The 13,876-nt window shown below is 63.3% G+C and carries 14 protein-coding genes; 10 read left to right on the top strand and 4 right to left on the bottom strand.

Annotated features, from left to right (window positions below; genetic code table 11):
- Positions 1-154: 154 nt before the first annotated feature.
- Positions 155-877 (top strand): aspartate/glutamate racemase family protein, encoded by a 723-nt coding sequence (locus P3T21_RS09655; protein ID WP_429255709.1) that lies wholly within the window; start codon positions 155-157, stop codon positions 875-877.
- A gap of 43 nt (positions 878-920) precedes the next feature.
- On the opposite strand, the gene P3T21_RS09650 is transcribed toward P3T21_RS09655, so the two are convergent.
- From P3T21_RS09650 to P3T21_RS09635, 4 genes are all read right to left on the bottom strand, one after another.
- Positions 921-1,316 (bottom strand): DUF2917 domain-containing protein, encoded by a 396-nt coding sequence (locus P3T21_RS09650; RefSeq protein WP_429255708.1) that lies wholly within the window; start codon positions 1,314-1,316, stop codon positions 921-923.
- 264 nt (positions 1,317-1,580) lie between these two features.
- On the bottom strand, positions 1,581-2,255 hold the full coding sequence (locus P3T21_RS09645) for an HAD family hydrolase (RefSeq protein WP_429255707.1): 675 nt from the start codon (positions 2,253-2,255) through the stop codon (positions 1,581-1,583).
- Positions 2,256-2,390: 135 nt separating this feature from the next.
- Positions 2,391-2,690, bottom strand: a complete 300-nt coding sequence (locus P3T21_RS09640) for a hypothetical protein (RefSeq protein WP_429255706.1) — start codon at positions 2,688-2,690, stop codon at positions 2,391-2,393.
- Between the two features lie 63 nt (positions 2,691-2,753).
- Positions 2,754-3,545, bottom strand: coding sequence for an SDR family NAD(P)-dependent oxidoreductase (locus P3T21_RS09635; RefSeq protein WP_429255705.1), 792 nt, complete (start codon positions 3,543-3,545; stop codon positions 2,754-2,756).
- Between the two features lie 327 nt (positions 3,546-3,872).
- Here P3T21_RS09635 and P3T21_RS09630 point away from each other — a divergent pair, with 327 nt between their 5' ends.
- The 9 genes from P3T21_RS09630 to P3T21_RS09590 all read left to right on the top strand — a co-directional run bounded on the left by P3T21_RS09630 (position 3,873) and on the right by P3T21_RS09590 (position 13,851).
- Positions 3,873-4,184 carry a hypothetical protein gene (locus P3T21_RS09630; protein WP_429255704.1) on the top strand — a complete coding sequence of 104 codons (312 nt, stop codon included), beginning with the start codon at positions 3,873-3,875 and terminating at the stop codon, positions 4,182-4,184.
- A 61-nt stretch (positions 4,185-4,245) separates the two neighbouring features.
- Positions 4,246-5,187: a LysR substrate-binding domain-containing protein gene (locus P3T21_RS09625; protein WP_429255703.1), complete on the top strand. Its 942-nt coding sequence runs from the start codon at positions 4,246-4,248 to the stop codon at positions 5,185-5,187.
- Positions 5,188-5,347: 160 nt separating this feature from the next.
- Positions 5,348-6,307, top strand: coding sequence for a hydroxymethylglutaryl-CoA lyase (locus P3T21_RS09620; protein ID WP_429255702.1), 960 nt, complete (start codon positions 5,348-5,350; stop codon positions 6,305-6,307).
- Complete coding sequence (locus P3T21_RS09615; RefSeq protein WP_429255701.1) at positions 6,304-7,536, top strand: CaiB/BaiF CoA transferase family protein; 1,233 nt, start codon at positions 6,304-6,306, stop codon at positions 7,534-7,536. The genes P3T21_RS09620 and P3T21_RS09615 overlap by 4 nt, the downstream gene beginning before the upstream one ends.
- A gap of 80 nt (positions 7,537-7,616) precedes the next feature.
- Entirely contained in the window at positions 7,617-9,110 is a 1,494-nt protein-coding gene (locus P3T21_RS09610) for an MFS transporter (protein ID WP_429255700.1), read from the top strand.
- A gap of 293 nt (positions 9,111-9,403) precedes the next feature.
- Positions 9,404-9,853, top strand: coding sequence for a response regulator (locus tag P3T21_RS09605; protein WP_429255699.1), 450 nt, complete (start codon positions 9,404-9,406; stop codon positions 9,851-9,853).
- A gap of 401 nt (positions 9,854-10,254) precedes the next feature.
- Entirely contained in the window at positions 10,255-10,431 is a 177-nt protein-coding gene (locus P3T21_RS09600) for a hypothetical protein (RefSeq protein WP_429255698.1), read from the top strand.
- A gap of 233 nt (positions 10,432-10,664) precedes the next feature.
- Positions 10,665-12,623 (top strand): hybrid sensor histidine kinase/response regulator, encoded by a 1,959-nt coding sequence (locus tag P3T21_RS09595; RefSeq protein ID WP_429255697.1) that lies wholly within the window; start codon positions 10,665-10,667, stop codon positions 12,621-12,623.
- Positions 12,624-12,669: 46 nt separating this feature from the next.
- A complete protein-coding gene (locus tag P3T21_RS09590) occupies positions 12,670-13,851 on the top strand; it encodes a fumarylacetoacetate hydrolase family protein (RefSeq protein WP_429255696.1) in 1,182 nt (393 codons plus the stop codon).
- Positions 13,852-13,876: the final 25 nt, after the last annotated feature.

The following is a 13,876-nucleotide window of genomic DNA, read 5'->3' as shown; positions in this document are numbered from 1 at the left end:
CTCATGGTTTATCCTGACCCAGGTTTCTTCTGTTAGCCACCCACTGTATGAGATCCGTGTTTCTGCGTTATGCTGCGCTCGCCCGTCGCTGTCGGCGGGTGATGCCGCGGCCAGCATGTGGGCCGCGTCCGTTGAAGTCACTGGAGCCTAAGGGATGGCACTCATCGGAGTTCTCGGCGGGATGGGCCCGCTTGCGACCGTCGATTTCATGGACAAGGTCGTGCGCCTGACGCGCGCGACCTGCGACCAGGAGCATCTGCCGATGCTGGTCGCGAACCTGCCGTTCATTCCCGATCGTTCGCTCGCGATACTCGATGGCGGTGAAGATCCGCTGCCCGCCATGCTCTCAGGTGTCGATCTGCTGAACCGTAACGAGGTCGGCGTGATCGCAATCCCGTGCAATTCCGCACACCACTGGTATCCGCAGCTGCAGGCGAGAAGTGCAGCGCCGATTCTTCATATCGGCGAAGCGTGCGTGTCGGCTATCCCGGCCGGCGCAGAGCGCGTGGCCATACTCGGCACGAGCGGCATGGTGGCGTCGGGCTTCTATCAGGAGGCGCTCGCGTCGCGGGGCGTCGATCCGATCGTCCCGGACGGGATCACGCAGGCGCACCTCGACGCATGCGTGCGTGCGGCGAAAGCCGGCGACGTCGACGAGGCGACCGTGCAACTCTCCGCAGCGCTTGCGATCCTGATTGCGCAGGGTGTGCGCGCAGCCGTGATGGCCTGCACCGAAATTCCGCTGGCCGCGCACACCCTGTCCGCGCCGACAATCACGCTGATCGACAGCACGCTCGAACTGGCGCGCGCCACCGTCGCGTTCGCGGTTGCGCGTGGCTGGAACGTGCCGCAACAGGTCGCGCTGGATCGCATCTGACCGGCACGCCGCGCCCGCATCCGACGCGCGCATCGACTGACCTCTATCGCCACCAGAGCGCGAAGGCCGGCCGCAACGCCCATTTCCAGCGGATGCGCCGGCGTCGCGCGAGATACATCGTGAGCGTAACGTCGGCATCGCGCTGTGCGCCGATCGTTGCATGCGCATCGACTTCACCCATCACCCACACCTGCTCGCCGCGCGACAGACGCAAGGTCTCACCGGGCTTCAGCCAGTAATCCCATTTGTCGCCGGCGCGCGTCACCCACAGATGCGCGCCAGCGGAAGAGACCACCGCATCGCGGCGAATCTTCAACGACACCGTCTCGCCCGCTGCAACCGCGAACTGCACCACGTACCTGCGCTGCTGCGACTGCTGTTCCTGCGCGTGCTGCGAACCGCTGAATACCGCGCGGTCTTGCTGACTGCTCCCGTCCATCATCATCTCCGTCTGAATGCCGACACGACGGGGGACGTACACAAAGAAAAAGGCCCCGTCGTTTCCGGCGGGGCCTTGGGGAATCTGCGTGAATCGATGAAACTAGCGCACGCGTCCTGACCAAAGCCCGCCATAGATGGCGTGAATTGGGTGATTAATCGCGTTCGCGATAGACAGGAGCATAGGCATGTCGATGAGTGTCATCGGAGGCGAAAGGCTTGTCAAGAATTTATTGACGCGACGTGAAGAGTCCGTGCGCGCCCGTCATGGACGCGCCGCGACTTCGTCGAGATGCAGCAACAGGTCGTGCGGATCTTCGTAGACGCGCAGCGCGCCGGAGCGTTCGAGTTCCTCCAGCCCATAGCCGCCCGATAGCAATCCAACGCCAAGCGCGCGGCAGCGACGGGCGGCAAGCATGTCCCAGATACTGTCGCCAACCACCACTGACTGCTCGATCGGCACGCCAAGCCGCGCGGCCGCCGCGATGAAGAGATCAGGATCGGGCTTCGCATACTTGACGTCATCGCGCGTGACGACCACTTCCTTCGACGGATCGACGCCGAGCGCTTCGAGATTGACCGCCGCCGTCTCCATCCGGCCGCTCGTGGCAATCGCCCAGCGCGTGCCGGTCTCTGTCAGCGTTGCGAGCAGTTCGCGCGCACCGGGCAACGGACACACCTGTGCGCGCAGGCGCTTATACGCTTCGGCGTGCGTGCGGCGCAGCCGGTCGACGCGTTCCTGACTGATGTCGCCGCCCGTCTCGCGCAACAACTGGTTGGTGAACAGGCCGCCGCTCATGCCGATCTTGCGGTGAATACGCCACACCGAGAGTTCGATGCCCTCCGCGTCGAGTGCTTCTTTCCACGCCAGTACATGTTGATAGACGCTATCGACGAGCGTGCCGTCGAGGTCGAACAGGAAGGCCGTTTCCATTCGCATGGGTTTGTCTCCGATGAAAGGAAGAAGATGCCGTGAACTGCGCACAACCGTAGCAGATTGTGTGAAGTGCGATCGAGTATCAAACGGATTGTGCGGCACGGCAAGGAGCGAATGGTGCCTGCGGCGCTTCGCAACTTACACAATGATCGACAGCGTCACGGCGAGCCAGATCGCGCTCACACCAGCGACGAACATCCGTCGCGCGACGCGAATCTTCACGTCGCTTGTATCGGGTTCGACGGGGCTCGTCGCCATCCATGGAACGAGGCCGAGGCAGGCGAAGCCTGCAAGCGCGAAGCCGACCACGAACACGTGCGAGACGGCCCATTTCGTGTCTTCATGGACGCCCCAGTAGCCGAGAAAAACGATGCCGATCGAGAATACTGTCGAGGCTGCTGAACTGAGCGCCACGACTGATCCGGTTGGGCTTGGCATGCGTAATCTCCTTGCGCGAGTGGCTCGGGTTCAGCGATTCTACGTCACACGCAGGCTCACGGATCACACCGTTTTCAGCATGCCGCCGTCGACGAAATACGTCGCGCCTACGCTGTAGCTCGCCCGTTCCGAGCAGAGAAACACGATGAAATCCGCGAGTTCCGCCGGCGTCGCGAAACGGCGGATCGGTGCATGTTCGTCAGCGACCTGTTGCAGATGCGCTTCCCAGTCGCCGCCCGAATCCTGCGTCAGCTGCTTTGCGGTCTTGATCCAGTCAGGCGTCAGCACGAGCCCCGGATTGATCGTGTTGACGCGGATATTGTCTTTCACCAGTTCGTTCGCGAGGTTCTTCGAGAACATCATCAGCGCGGCTTTCGTGACGTTGTAGATTGGCTCGTAACCGAGCGGCTGCACCGCGCAGATCGACGCGTTGTGAAGGATCGCGCCGCCGCCGCGCACTTTCATCGAGGGCGCGAGGCCGCGCGCAAGACGCACCGCCGCCATCACATGCAGGTCCCAGTACGACTGCCATTTGTCGTCGGGCGCGTTCATGATTGTCTCGTTGCTGCCGGTGCCCGCGTTGTTGAACAGGATGTCGGCGCCGCCGAACGCCTGCATCGTGGCGTCGACGAGCCGGTCGACGCCTTCAGCTGTCGCGACGTCGCAGGCGACGGCCACCGCCTGCACGCCATGACTCGCGCTGATCTGCGCGACGGCAGCGTCGAGCCGGTCCTGCTGGCGCGCGGCCAGCACAAGGTTCACGCCCTCGGCCGCAAAGCCTTCCGCCACCGCGAGCCCGATGCCGGCGCTCGCGCCCGTCAGTACCGCGACCTTGCCGCGCAGTTTCAGATCCATGTGATGTCTCCTGAGAACGAACTGCTGCCAGACATGGGTGTGCTGGCGTGCTGGCCTGCTTCCGCGCAGGCGGAAAGGGCTGGGCAGTTTTCGCGATTCTGCTCGCTTTCAGGGTCAAACGGTGCCCTCATAAAAAACGGGCAGTAGGGACGAAGTCCGCGCAGTCCGGTGCCCCCGGCAAAATTTCGCTGTCAACGGGTGCTGTTGCAGCGGCCCGTCATTTTTAATGTAACGTTTGCGCGTAAGCCTGTATGAATGTACAGTGTTGCGACCATATAGCTGGCGTCGCCGTCATCAGGGCGCGGCCGGACCCGCTGGAGACCTTTCTTGCGCACATTCATTCTGCCGGTAGCGTTGTTGGGCATCGCGTCGAGCGCGTATGCGGGGGATCGGTACGTCGAGGTCTGGAATCCGCCTGAAGCGCATACCGCGCCCGCGAAACCCGGCGCGCAGAAAAAGACCAGCCACAAGACAGGCGCCAGAAAGCCATCCCAGACGATCGCGAAGAAAGTCACTGATCCGGCCGCAAGCACTGCGAGTGCGGTGGCCGCTGCGCCGCGCGTGAAGGTTCGCCCGATCGACCCGAATACGGATATCCCGCGCAAGATTGGGCCGGACGGGCACGTGCTGCGCGTCTGATTCCGCGCTGATTCCAGCAGGCTCCGCACCCGATTCCGAATCCAGTTCCGCGCACGATCCCATGTGGCAGATCGACCAGACGACGTTGCGCCTCTTCATCGCCGTGTGTGAGGAAGGCACGATTGCGCGCGCGGCCGAGCGGGAGTTCATTGCCCCTTCGGCGGTGAGCAAACGGCTCGCTGATCTCGAAGCACTCGTCGATGTCGCGCTGCTTTCGCGCAGCCAGCGCGGTGTGCGCGCTACCGCAGCTGGCGAAGCGCTACTCAAGCATGCGCGACTCATCATGCGCAGCCACGAACGGCTGCAGGCCGAACTCGGCGAATACGCCGCAGGCGCGAGCGGACATGTGCGCGTGCTTGCGAACGTGTCGTCGATGGTGGAGTTTTTGCCGGAGACGTTGTCCACGTTTCTGACCGCGCATCCGCGGATTCGCGTCGATGTCGAAGAGCGCGTAAGCGTCGATATCGTGCGTGGCATCGAGGAAGGCGTCGCGGATATCGGTATCTGTCGCGATGTCGTGCCCACCGGCGATCTCGATGTGCTGCCGTATCGTTCGGATCATCTCGCGCTCGTCGTGCCGACATCACATCCGCTTGCCAGCGAGGCCGCCATCAGCTTCGAGCAGACGCTCGCGTTCGATCACCTCGGGCTTGCGTCGAACGCGTCGGTGAATGCATTGATGCAGCGCATCGCGGCGGAAAAAGGCCACGAATTGCGTTATCGCAGCTATGTATCTACCTTTGATGCCGCATGCCGTTTCGTGCAGGCGGGTCTCGCTGTCGCGATCCTGCCGGGCGAAGCGGTTGCGCCGCATATGCGCGAGCAATACGGTCTTGCCGTGGTGCCGCTGCGTGAACCGTGGGTCGAGCGCCGCTTCGTGATCTGTGTACGCGATCGGGCAGCGCTGGCGTTGCCCGCTGCCCGTCTGCTTGATCATCTGCTGCTGACGGCCGCCACGACCGCCTCCACCGCTCCAGACGGCGCGCAGGCGTCTCCTCGATAGCCCTTAGGGGTTTTCCCTCTGTGCCTCGTCAGCGCCGTGCCACAAGGCTTCCCAGCCATCGCGAGGCGCGATGGACTGCATCGTCAAAGCAGTCTTTTCCGCGCGGGCCTTGCGCGGCACGATCGCATCCAGCCCCTCAATCTTCCCGCTGGATACGACGATGACATTCCCCAACGAGCGCGTGACCGTGACGGAAGTCGGCATGCGCGACGGCCTGCAAAGCATCGCGCGAACCATGCCGACGGCCGCCAAGAAGCGCTGGATCGACGCAGCGTATGCCGCCGGCTTGCGTCATATGGAAGTGGCCTCGTTCGTGCCGCCGAAACTGCTGCCGCAGATGGCCGACGCCGATGAAGTCATCGCCCACGCGTTGCGCTATCCCGATCTCGTGGTAACAGCGCTCGTACCGAACGTGAAGGGCGCGCAGCGCGCACTCGACGCCGGCGTGCATCGCATCATCGCGCCGATTTCGGTCAGCACCGCGCACAGCCTCGCGAATGTGCGCAAGACGCCCGTGGAGATGATCGGCGCTTTCGCTGAAATGCGTGCGCTGATCGACAGTGCGTCGCGCGCTTCGAACGTCGAACTGGTCGCGGGATTGTCCACGGTATTCGGCTGCACGCTGCAAGGCGACGTGCAGCGCGCCGATATCGGCAGCATCACGCGCGCGGCCGTCGAAGCAGGCGCCGATGTGATCGCGCTCGGCGACACGACCGGGCAGGCGACACCGCATCAGGTCGGCGACATCATCGACCTCGTGCGCGGCATCGCGGGCGAGCGGCTGCGCTCGCTGCACTTCCACGACACACGCGGTATGGGTCTCGCGAATACGGTGATCGCATTGCAGCACGGCATTCGCGAATTCGATGCATCGCTCGCCGGTCTCGGCGGATGCCCGCATGCGCCTGGCGCGACCGGCAACGTCGCGACCGAGGATCTCGTCTTCATGCTCGACAGCATGGGCTACGACACCGGCATCGATATCGCGAAGCTCATCGCTTCGCGCGTGCTGATCACGGATGCGCTGCCTGATGAGCCGCTGTATGGCTACATCGCTCGCGCCGGTCTGCCGAAACAGTTCTCCGCCATGCATTCTTCCGGACACGAGGTGGTTCAATGACTTCTTCCGCATCCCCGCAAACCGCTAACGGTGCTGCCGCCGTCCACAAGCTGCCGCTCGACGGCATCCGCGTCGTCGAGCTGTCGCATATGGTGATGGGCCCAACGTGCGGGATGATTCTCGGCGACCTTGGTGCGGAAGTCATCAAGGTCGAACCGCCGCGCGGCGATGGCACGCGGCGTCTGCTCGGCACGGGCGCTGGTTTTTTTCGCACGTTCAATCGCAACAAGAAAAGCATCGCGCTCGATCTCGAATCGGAAGCTGGGCGCGACGCACTGCGCAAACTTGTCGATACCGCCGATGTCTTCGTCGAAAATTTCAAGCCGGGCCGCATGGCGAGTCTTGGCCTCGACTACGAGACGCTAAAGAAGCGCAATCCGAAGCTGATCTACGTGTCGCACAAGGGTTTTCTCAACGGCCCGTACGAACATCGCCTCGCACTCGATGAAGTCGTGCAGATGATGGCCGGCCTCGCCTATATGACGGGCCCGGTGGGTCGTCCGTTGCGCGCCGGCAGCTCGGTCAACGACATCATGGGCGGCATGTTCGGGGCAATCGGCGTGCTGGCGGCGTTGCACGAGCGTCATGCCAGCGGCAGGGGTAAGGAGGTGCAAAGCGCGCTGTTCGAGAACTGTGTGCTGCTGTCGGCGCAGCACATGCAGCAGTTTGCGGCGACGGGCGTCGCAGCCGCGCCGATGCCCGAGCGCATCAGCGCATGGGCCGTGTACGACGTGTTCACGCTCGCGAATGGCGAGCAGATGTTCATCGCCGCGACCGGTGACGGCCAGTGGCGCGCGCTCTGCGCGATCCTCAACCGTCCCGATCTGCTGGCCGATCCCCGCCTCGCGACGAACAACGATCGCGTGATGGCACGCACATGGCTGCTGCAGACACTCGGCGAAACGCTGGCGCATCTTGAGGGCACGAAGCTCGTTCCATTGTTCGAGCGCGATCACATTCCGTTCGCGTCGATCACACGTCCAGAAGAGCTGTTCAACGACCGGCATCTGATCGAAAGCGGCGGACTCGCTCCCCTGACGCTCGACGATGGCACCGAAACTGTCATGCCGCTGCTGCCGATCTCGATCGATGGCGAGCGTCTGCAGCCGCGCCGGCCCATCGCGAAGACAGGCGAGCACACCGCTGATGTGCTGCGCGAACTCGGCTACAGCGATACGCAGATCCAGGCGTTGACCCATAGCGGCCACGCACCGCAGGAAGCGGCCTGAAGGGCGCGCGACTGCATCAACGCAACATCACCGCGGCATTCACCTACCCGGCGCGAGACCGGGCTAACAGGAGACAGACGATGAGATCGTCCAATCAGGCTGTTTTTGCAGCACGCGTGGCAACGGTCGGACATGGACCCACAACCGGCTCGGATCTGACCGGGACGCAGGCGCTCGACGAAGCGCGCGACTACGATATCGCCCAGGGCGCCGCAGGAATCTCGGCGCGACTCGACCGTCTGCCCGCGACGCGCGCGATCTGGCAGCTCGTCATGCTGCTGAGCCTCGGCCTGTTCTTTGAGCTCTATGACCTGATGTTCTCCGGCTACATCGCGCCGGGGCTCGTGCGCAGCGGCATCCTGACCGCGACGACGCACGGCCTGTTCGGCACGAGCGGCATCGCAAGCTTTATCGCGGCACTGTTCGCGGGCCTGTTCGTCGGCACGGCGGCATGTGGCTTTCTCGCCGATCGCTTCGGACGGCGCGCGATGTTCACGTATTCGCTGCTGTGGTACACGGTTGCGAACGTGATCATGGCGTTCCAGGATACCGCCTTCGGATTGAACATGTGGCGCTTTATCGCCGGCGTGGGGCTGGGTCTCGAGATCGTGACGATCGGCACGTATATTTCCGAACTGGTGCCAAAGCATATTCGCGGACGCGCCTCCGCCTGCTCACAGGCGGTCGGTTTCTGCGCGGTACCGCTCGTCGCGTTCCTCTCGTATCTGCTCGTGCCGCACAAACCGTTTGGTATCGACGGCTGGCGCTGGGTGGTGTTGACGGGTGTGGTCGGTGCAGGCTTCGTGTGGTGGATCCGTCTGCGCCTGCCGGAAAGCCCGCGGTGGTTGGCGCAAAAAGGGCGCATCGACGAAGCGGATGCGGTGATGACGCGCCTCGAAGCTCGCGTGCAAACCGAATATGGACGCGCATTGCCGGTGCCGTCGATGCCCGAGCCGGTACGCTCGAAAGCACAGTTTCGAGACCTGCTGCGCGCGCCGTATCGTCGTCGCACGCTGATGCTGATCATCTTCCACGTGTTCCAGACGATGGGCTATTACGGCTTCGCTAACTGGATTCCGACGTTGCTTATCAAGCAGGGCATCACGGTGACGACGAGCCTCATGTATGCGTCGATCATCGCTATCGCCGCGCCGCTTGGGCCATTGCTCGGGTTGCTGATTGCCGACCGGTTCGAGCGCAAGACGGTGATCATCTGCATGGCTGCGGTCAATGTGGTGTGCGGTATCGCGTTCAGTCAGGCGCGCGAAACGGTGCTGCTGGTGAGCCTCGGCGTGTGCCTCGTGCTCGCGGGCAATATCATCTCCTACAGCTACCACGCGTACCAGGCCGAACTGTTTCCGACCAGCATCCGGGCGCGGGCGGTGGGATTCGTCTACTCGTGGAGCCGGATCTCGGCAGTATTTTCCGCGTTCCTGATCGCGGCGTGCCTCAGGCTTTTCGGCGTAAATGGTGTGTTCGTGTTTATCTCCGGTGCCATGCTGATTGTGATTCTCGCCATCGCAACGCTTGGACCGCGTACGCGTGACGTCGCGCTGGAAGATATTTCGCGCTGACGAAATCCGCGTCAACCCCTGGTTGTGTTCCGTCTTTTGACCTCTTAGGCTCGTGATTAGCCATGGATCAATCCTCGGGTCAGCGCCGATTGCATCGGTCGTAGTGCTCGTGTCTGATAAAGCCTTGGGTCAAGCAGGCAGCGGCCCGCACGCCATGCGCACGTCTCATATCGCAGACACGACAGCATGGCAATGCATGATATCCGCCGATGGGTGACGCGGACGCGATTTGCCGGGTGCGCATCTTGCATACGCGGCGTCGGTGCATTTTTAAGCGCAGGCGGGAGAAAGGTATGGCGGATCCGGGCGACGGCGACGATGTGGTGTTGTGGCGATCGTTCACGCGAGCGATGGCCGACCATCGTCGTGTGCTCGTCGTCGATGACTATCGTGACGCCGCCGACGCCTTGCAGATGTTGCTGGACGCCGATGGCTTCGAGTGTCGCGCCGTGCATGATCCGCTTGCCGTCTGCGCGATTGCGTGCGACTGGCAGCCCTTTGCCGTCGTACTGGATATCGCGATGCCCGGGCTTGACGGCCTCGAACTGGCGCGCAGGTTGCGTAGCAATCCGCTGACGTCTCACATGCTGCTGATCGCGTGTACCGCGTTTGCCTCAACCGAAGACAAGGCGCGTGCACGTGCCGCAGGCTTCGACGCACACTGCGCGAAGCCGCTTACACCCGATCGCATTATTCGCGTGCTTGAAACCGCTGCTTCGCAGGTTTCGCCGGGTAGTCCGTAATTATTTGCATGTCGTCTGGAAAAGCGGCGCGCGGGTTCTTTTATTGCGCATCGAACGTGCATGGCTTATGCGTGCCATGTAGGCAACGCTGTGCACTGGATTGCATGACTCGACCTGGCAGCAAGGAAAAATTTACGGTCGCTTTGTAATTTCCCCAGGAGATTTTTCCGCATCGCGTGTCTGGATGTCTCGTCGTACCGAAGGCGTTATCAAGGTGCCTTCCGTTGCACGCGCCGCTGGCAGCATCACACGCGGCCCACCGTATTGTCCCGATCAGGAAACGCGCAGGAAGGCACGCCCTTTGCTCTCTTTCACATGTCCTTCAGGAAGCAGAAGGTCAGCCGGCCGGCTCGACCGGTCACCCGACACTACCGCTCCAAAACGGAATCAGGAGAACCACCATGAAACAGACCCTGCGAAATGTTCTGATTGCTGCATCGCTTGTCGTGCTCGCCGCGGGTACGTCCGGCTGCAAGCGCGCCGACACCACCAGCGACTCCGGCAGCGCCGGCATGAGCAACTCAGCCAGCACGCCCGCCGCAGCCGGCGCAATGGCGGCATCGGGCGCCAGCCAGTAACCGCCTTACGCGCGGCGCAGCGCGCCGCATCGCCACTGTGCCGCTGTACATTACAGCGCCCGGTCATGCTGGGCGTTCTCATGTGCCATTTCGCGTTCAGACACGCGTCAGCACGGCCGTGTACGCTCTGTCATCGCCGGTCGCAATCCATCCGGGATTACCCCGAACAAGGGCAGTATCACGCAGTGTGAGATGTATGCTTTGCTTCGGCAATAACTGATATTCCACGCACTATGCCCGCGTCTGACACGCCCGTTCCTTCAAGCCTGATCGCAACCGGCGTGGCGCCCGATGCGTCCGCTGGCGCGTCGGCCGTTCAGGACGCGAGCTTTCGCACCCTGGTTCATGGCATCGAGGATTACGCCATCTTCCTGCTGGATGCCACCGGCCACGTGATCACCTGGAACATCGGCGCCGAGCGCATCAAGGGTTATGCGGCGGAAGAAATCATTGGCGAGCATTTCGCGCGCTTCTACACCGAGGAGGCGGTCGCGCGCGGCTGGCCGGACTATGAATTGCGCCAGGCGGCATTGCAGGGCCGTTTCGAGGACGAAGGCTGGCGCGTGCGCAAGGACGGCTCGCGATTCTGGGCCAACGTCGTCATTACGGCACTGCGCGACGAACATGGCGAGCTGCGCGGTTTCGCCAAGATCACGCGCGACCTCACAGACCAGCGCAGCCACCTCGAAGCGCTGCGTCAAAGTGAAGAGCGGTTCCGGCTGCTCGTCGAAAGCGTCAGGGATCATGCGATCTTCATGCTCGACCCGGACGGCTGCGTCGTCAGCTGGAATCCGGGTGCGCGCAATCTCAAGGGTTACACACGCGATGAGATCATCGGCCGCCATTTCTCCGTGTTCTACCCGGCGGAGGACGTCGCGACAGGCAAGCCTGCCCGCGAACTGGCGACCGCGAAACTGACCGGTCACATTGAAGACGAAGGCTGGCGCGTACGGAAGGACGGCACGATGTTCTGGGCCAGTGTGACGATCACGCCCGTCTACGACGAAACGAACGCACTGCGCGGCTTCGCGAAGGTGACGCGCGACATGACGGAGCGTCGCCGTCGCGAGGAGCTGGAGGTGTCCGGCGAGCGCATGCGACGCTTTCTCGCGATTCTCGCCCACGAACTGCGCAATCCGCTTGCGCCGTTGCGCAACGCGATCGGCGTGATGCGGCTCGAAACCGGGCTCAGTCAGTCGCTGGCGCAGGCACGTGACCTCATTGACCGGCAGGTCACGCATGTCACGCGGCTCGTCGACGATCTGCTCGACGTCGGCCGTATTACGTCGGGCAAGGTCGAACTGCGCCTTGAAGACGTCGAACTCGGCGACGTCATAGCGCGCGCGATCGAGGCGTCGAGGCCCTTCACGGAGGCACGCGGTCAGACGGTCGAGGTGGCTTCGTCGGGCGATCCGGTTCATGTGAATGGCGACCCGACGCGTCTCATGCAGGTGTTGCAGAACCTGCTGCACAACGCGTCTAAATTCTCGCCGGACGCGAGCACGATCGTGATAGGCACGATTGTCGTCGATGGCTGGGCGCTGCTACAGGTGCGCGATTCAGGATGCGGCATCGGCGCGGGGATGCTCGAATCGGTCTTCGACCTGTTCACGCAGGAAGAGCGGTGGCCCTTGCCAGGGCAGGGCGGTCTCGGCATCGGGCTCACGCTGTGCCGGTCCCTGGTCGAACTGCACGGCGGAACGATTTCCGCGGGCAGCGAAGGCGCGGGCAAGGGCGCCACGTTGACTGTTAGTCTGCCGCTGCGAGGCGACCGGCCGGCCGCTGCTCCACTGGCCCCAGCGGACACGCAACAGCCAGCAGCCGCACCGCGACGCGTGCTGATCGTCGACGACAACCGCGATTCCGCCGACAGCCTCGGCATGCTCCTCGAACTGATGGGCCACGACGTGCGCATTGCCTACGACGGCCCGCAGGCGCTCGACATTGCGCGCAGCTTTACGGCACACGCTGCGCTGATCGATATCGCGATGCCGAAGATGGACGGCTTCGCCGTGATCGCCGCGTTACGCGCGCTGCCCGGATTTGACAACACGCTCTACGCGGCGATGACCGGCTTCGGTCACGAGAACGATGTCGAGCAGACCCGCGAAGCGGGCTTCGAAGCGCATCTCGTGAAGCCTGTCGAACTCGCGAAGTTCGAGGAACTGCTGCTACGCGCACAGAACCGGTAAACGAGGCGTCGTCGCCCGTTACTTTCACGCCTGATATGGAGCTGCCATGCACGCTATCGCACCTGCCGCCTGCCTTCCCGATGATCTCGACGACGCGCTGCTGATCGGTCGCGTGTGGCGTCCGGCGCCTGTCGACGGTCCGTCGGTGATCGCCGTGCGGCGCGGCGAAGCGTTTGACATCACGGCAGCAGCACCGACCACGGCGGACCTGTTCGATCGCGATGATGCCGTCGATATCGCGCGCCACGCGCCGGGCGAATCGCTCGGGCCGGTCATCGATCTCATGCGCGCGAGTCTTGCAGCGGATGCCGATGACTCGATGATCCGTCTGCTCGCGCCATGCGACGTGCAGCCCATCAAGGCATGCGGCGTGACGTTCGCCGTCAGCCTGCTGGAGCGTGTGATCGAGGAGCACGCGGGCGGCGACGCGGGCAAGGCGCAGGAAACCCGCGCGATGATCAACGATCTGATTGGCGCCGATCTTTCGAAGATTCGACCCGGTTCGGACGCGGCGATGAAGCTGAAAGCCGAACTCGAACGGCGCGGCGCGTGGTCGCAATATATGGAAGTGGGCATCGGGCCCGATGCCGAAGTGTTTTCGAAGTCGCAGGCGATGTCGTCGGTTGGGCCTGGCGCGGCAGTGGGTCTTTATCCGACGTCGAAGTGGAACAACCCGGAGCCCGAGATCGTGCTCGCCGTGAACGCAGCTGGGAAGATCGCCGGTGCGTCGCTCGGTAACGATGTGAACCTGCGTGACATCGAAGGCCGTTCGGCGCTGCTGCTCGGCAAGGCGAAGGACAACAACGGCTCGTGCGCGATCGGCCCGTTCGTGCGTCTTTTCGACGGCCGCTTCACGCTAGATACGGTGCGCGAAGCGAGCGTGTCACTGCGCATCGAAGGCGCCGACGACGGCTTTTCGCTCGATGGCATCAGTCACATGAGCGAAATCAGTCGCGATCCGGCGGACCTCGTTGCGCAGACGCACGGCGCACATCACCAGTATCCCGACGGCTTCATGCTGTTCCTCGGCACGATGTTTTCGCCGATCAAGGACCGTGACACGCCCGGCGGCGGCTTCACGCACCACCTCGGCGACGTGGTGACCATCGCGACGCCGTCGCTCGGCGCGCTCGTCAATACGGTGCGGCTGTCGACGGAGATCGCGCCGTGGACCTTCGGCGTGCGCGCGTTGTATCGCAATCTGACTTCGCGCGGGTTGCTTCGCTGAGCGTTCGCCGTGGGCACACTGCCAG

It is taken from the genome of Paraburkholderia sp. GAS334 (assembly GCF_050436625.1).
Taxonomy (GTDB): domain Bacteria; phylum Pseudomonadota; class Gammaproteobacteria; order Burkholderiales; family Burkholderiaceae; genus Paraburkholderia.
Note: the sequence above shows the minus strand (reverse complement) of the source record. Positions and strands in the feature narration are given on the sequence as shown.

Excerpts from the sequence above, each read along its gene's own strand:
- P3T21_RS09655 (WP_429255709.1), top strand. The coding sequence starts at position 155 with ATGGCACTCATCGGAGTTCTCGGCGGGATGGGCCCGCTTGCGACCGTC.
- P3T21_RS09650 (WP_429255708.1), bottom strand. The coding sequence starts at position 1,316 with ATGGACGGGAGCAGTCAGCAAGACCGCGCGGTATTCAGCGGTTCGCAG.
- P3T21_RS09645 (WP_429255707.1), bottom strand. The coding sequence starts at position 2,255 with ATGCGAATGGAAACGGCCTTCCTGTTCGACCTCGACGGCACGCTCGTC.
- P3T21_RS09640 (WP_429255706.1), bottom strand. The coding sequence starts at position 2,690 with ATGCCAAGCCCAACCGGATCAGTCGTGGCGCTCAGTTCAGCAGCCTCG.
- P3T21_RS09635 (WP_429255705.1), bottom strand. The coding sequence starts at position 3,545 with ATGGATCTGAAACTGCGCGGCAAGGTCGCGGTACTGACGGGCGCGAGC.
- P3T21_RS09625 (WP_429255703.1), top strand. The coding sequence starts at position 4,246 with ATGTGGCAGATCGACCAGACGACGTTGCGCCTCTTCATCGCCGTGTGT.
- P3T21_RS09620 (WP_429255702.1), top strand. The coding sequence starts at position 5,348 with ATGACATTCCCCAACGAGCGCGTGACCGTGACGGAAGTCGGCATGCGC.
- P3T21_RS09615 (WP_429255701.1), top strand. The coding sequence starts at position 6,304 with ATGACTTCTTCCGCATCCCCGCAAACCGCTAACGGTGCTGCCGCCGTC.
- P3T21_RS09610 (WP_429255700.1), top strand. The coding sequence starts at position 7,617 with ATGAGATCGTCCAATCAGGCTGTTTTTGCAGCACGCGTGGCAACGGTC.
- P3T21_RS09605 (WP_429255699.1), top strand. The coding sequence starts at position 9,404 with ATGGCGGATCCGGGCGACGGCGACGATGTGGTGTTGTGGCGATCGTTC.
- P3T21_RS09600 (WP_429255698.1), top strand. The coding sequence starts at position 10,255 with ATGAAACAGACCCTGCGAAATGTTCTGATTGCTGCATCGCTTGTCGTG.
- P3T21_RS09595 (WP_429255697.1), top strand. The coding sequence starts at position 10,665 with ATGCCCGCGTCTGACACGCCCGTTCCTTCAAGCCTGATCGCAACCGGC.
- P3T21_RS09590 (WP_429255696.1), top strand. The coding sequence starts at position 12,670 with ATGCACGCTATCGCACCTGCCGCCTGCCTTCCCGATGATCTCGACGAC.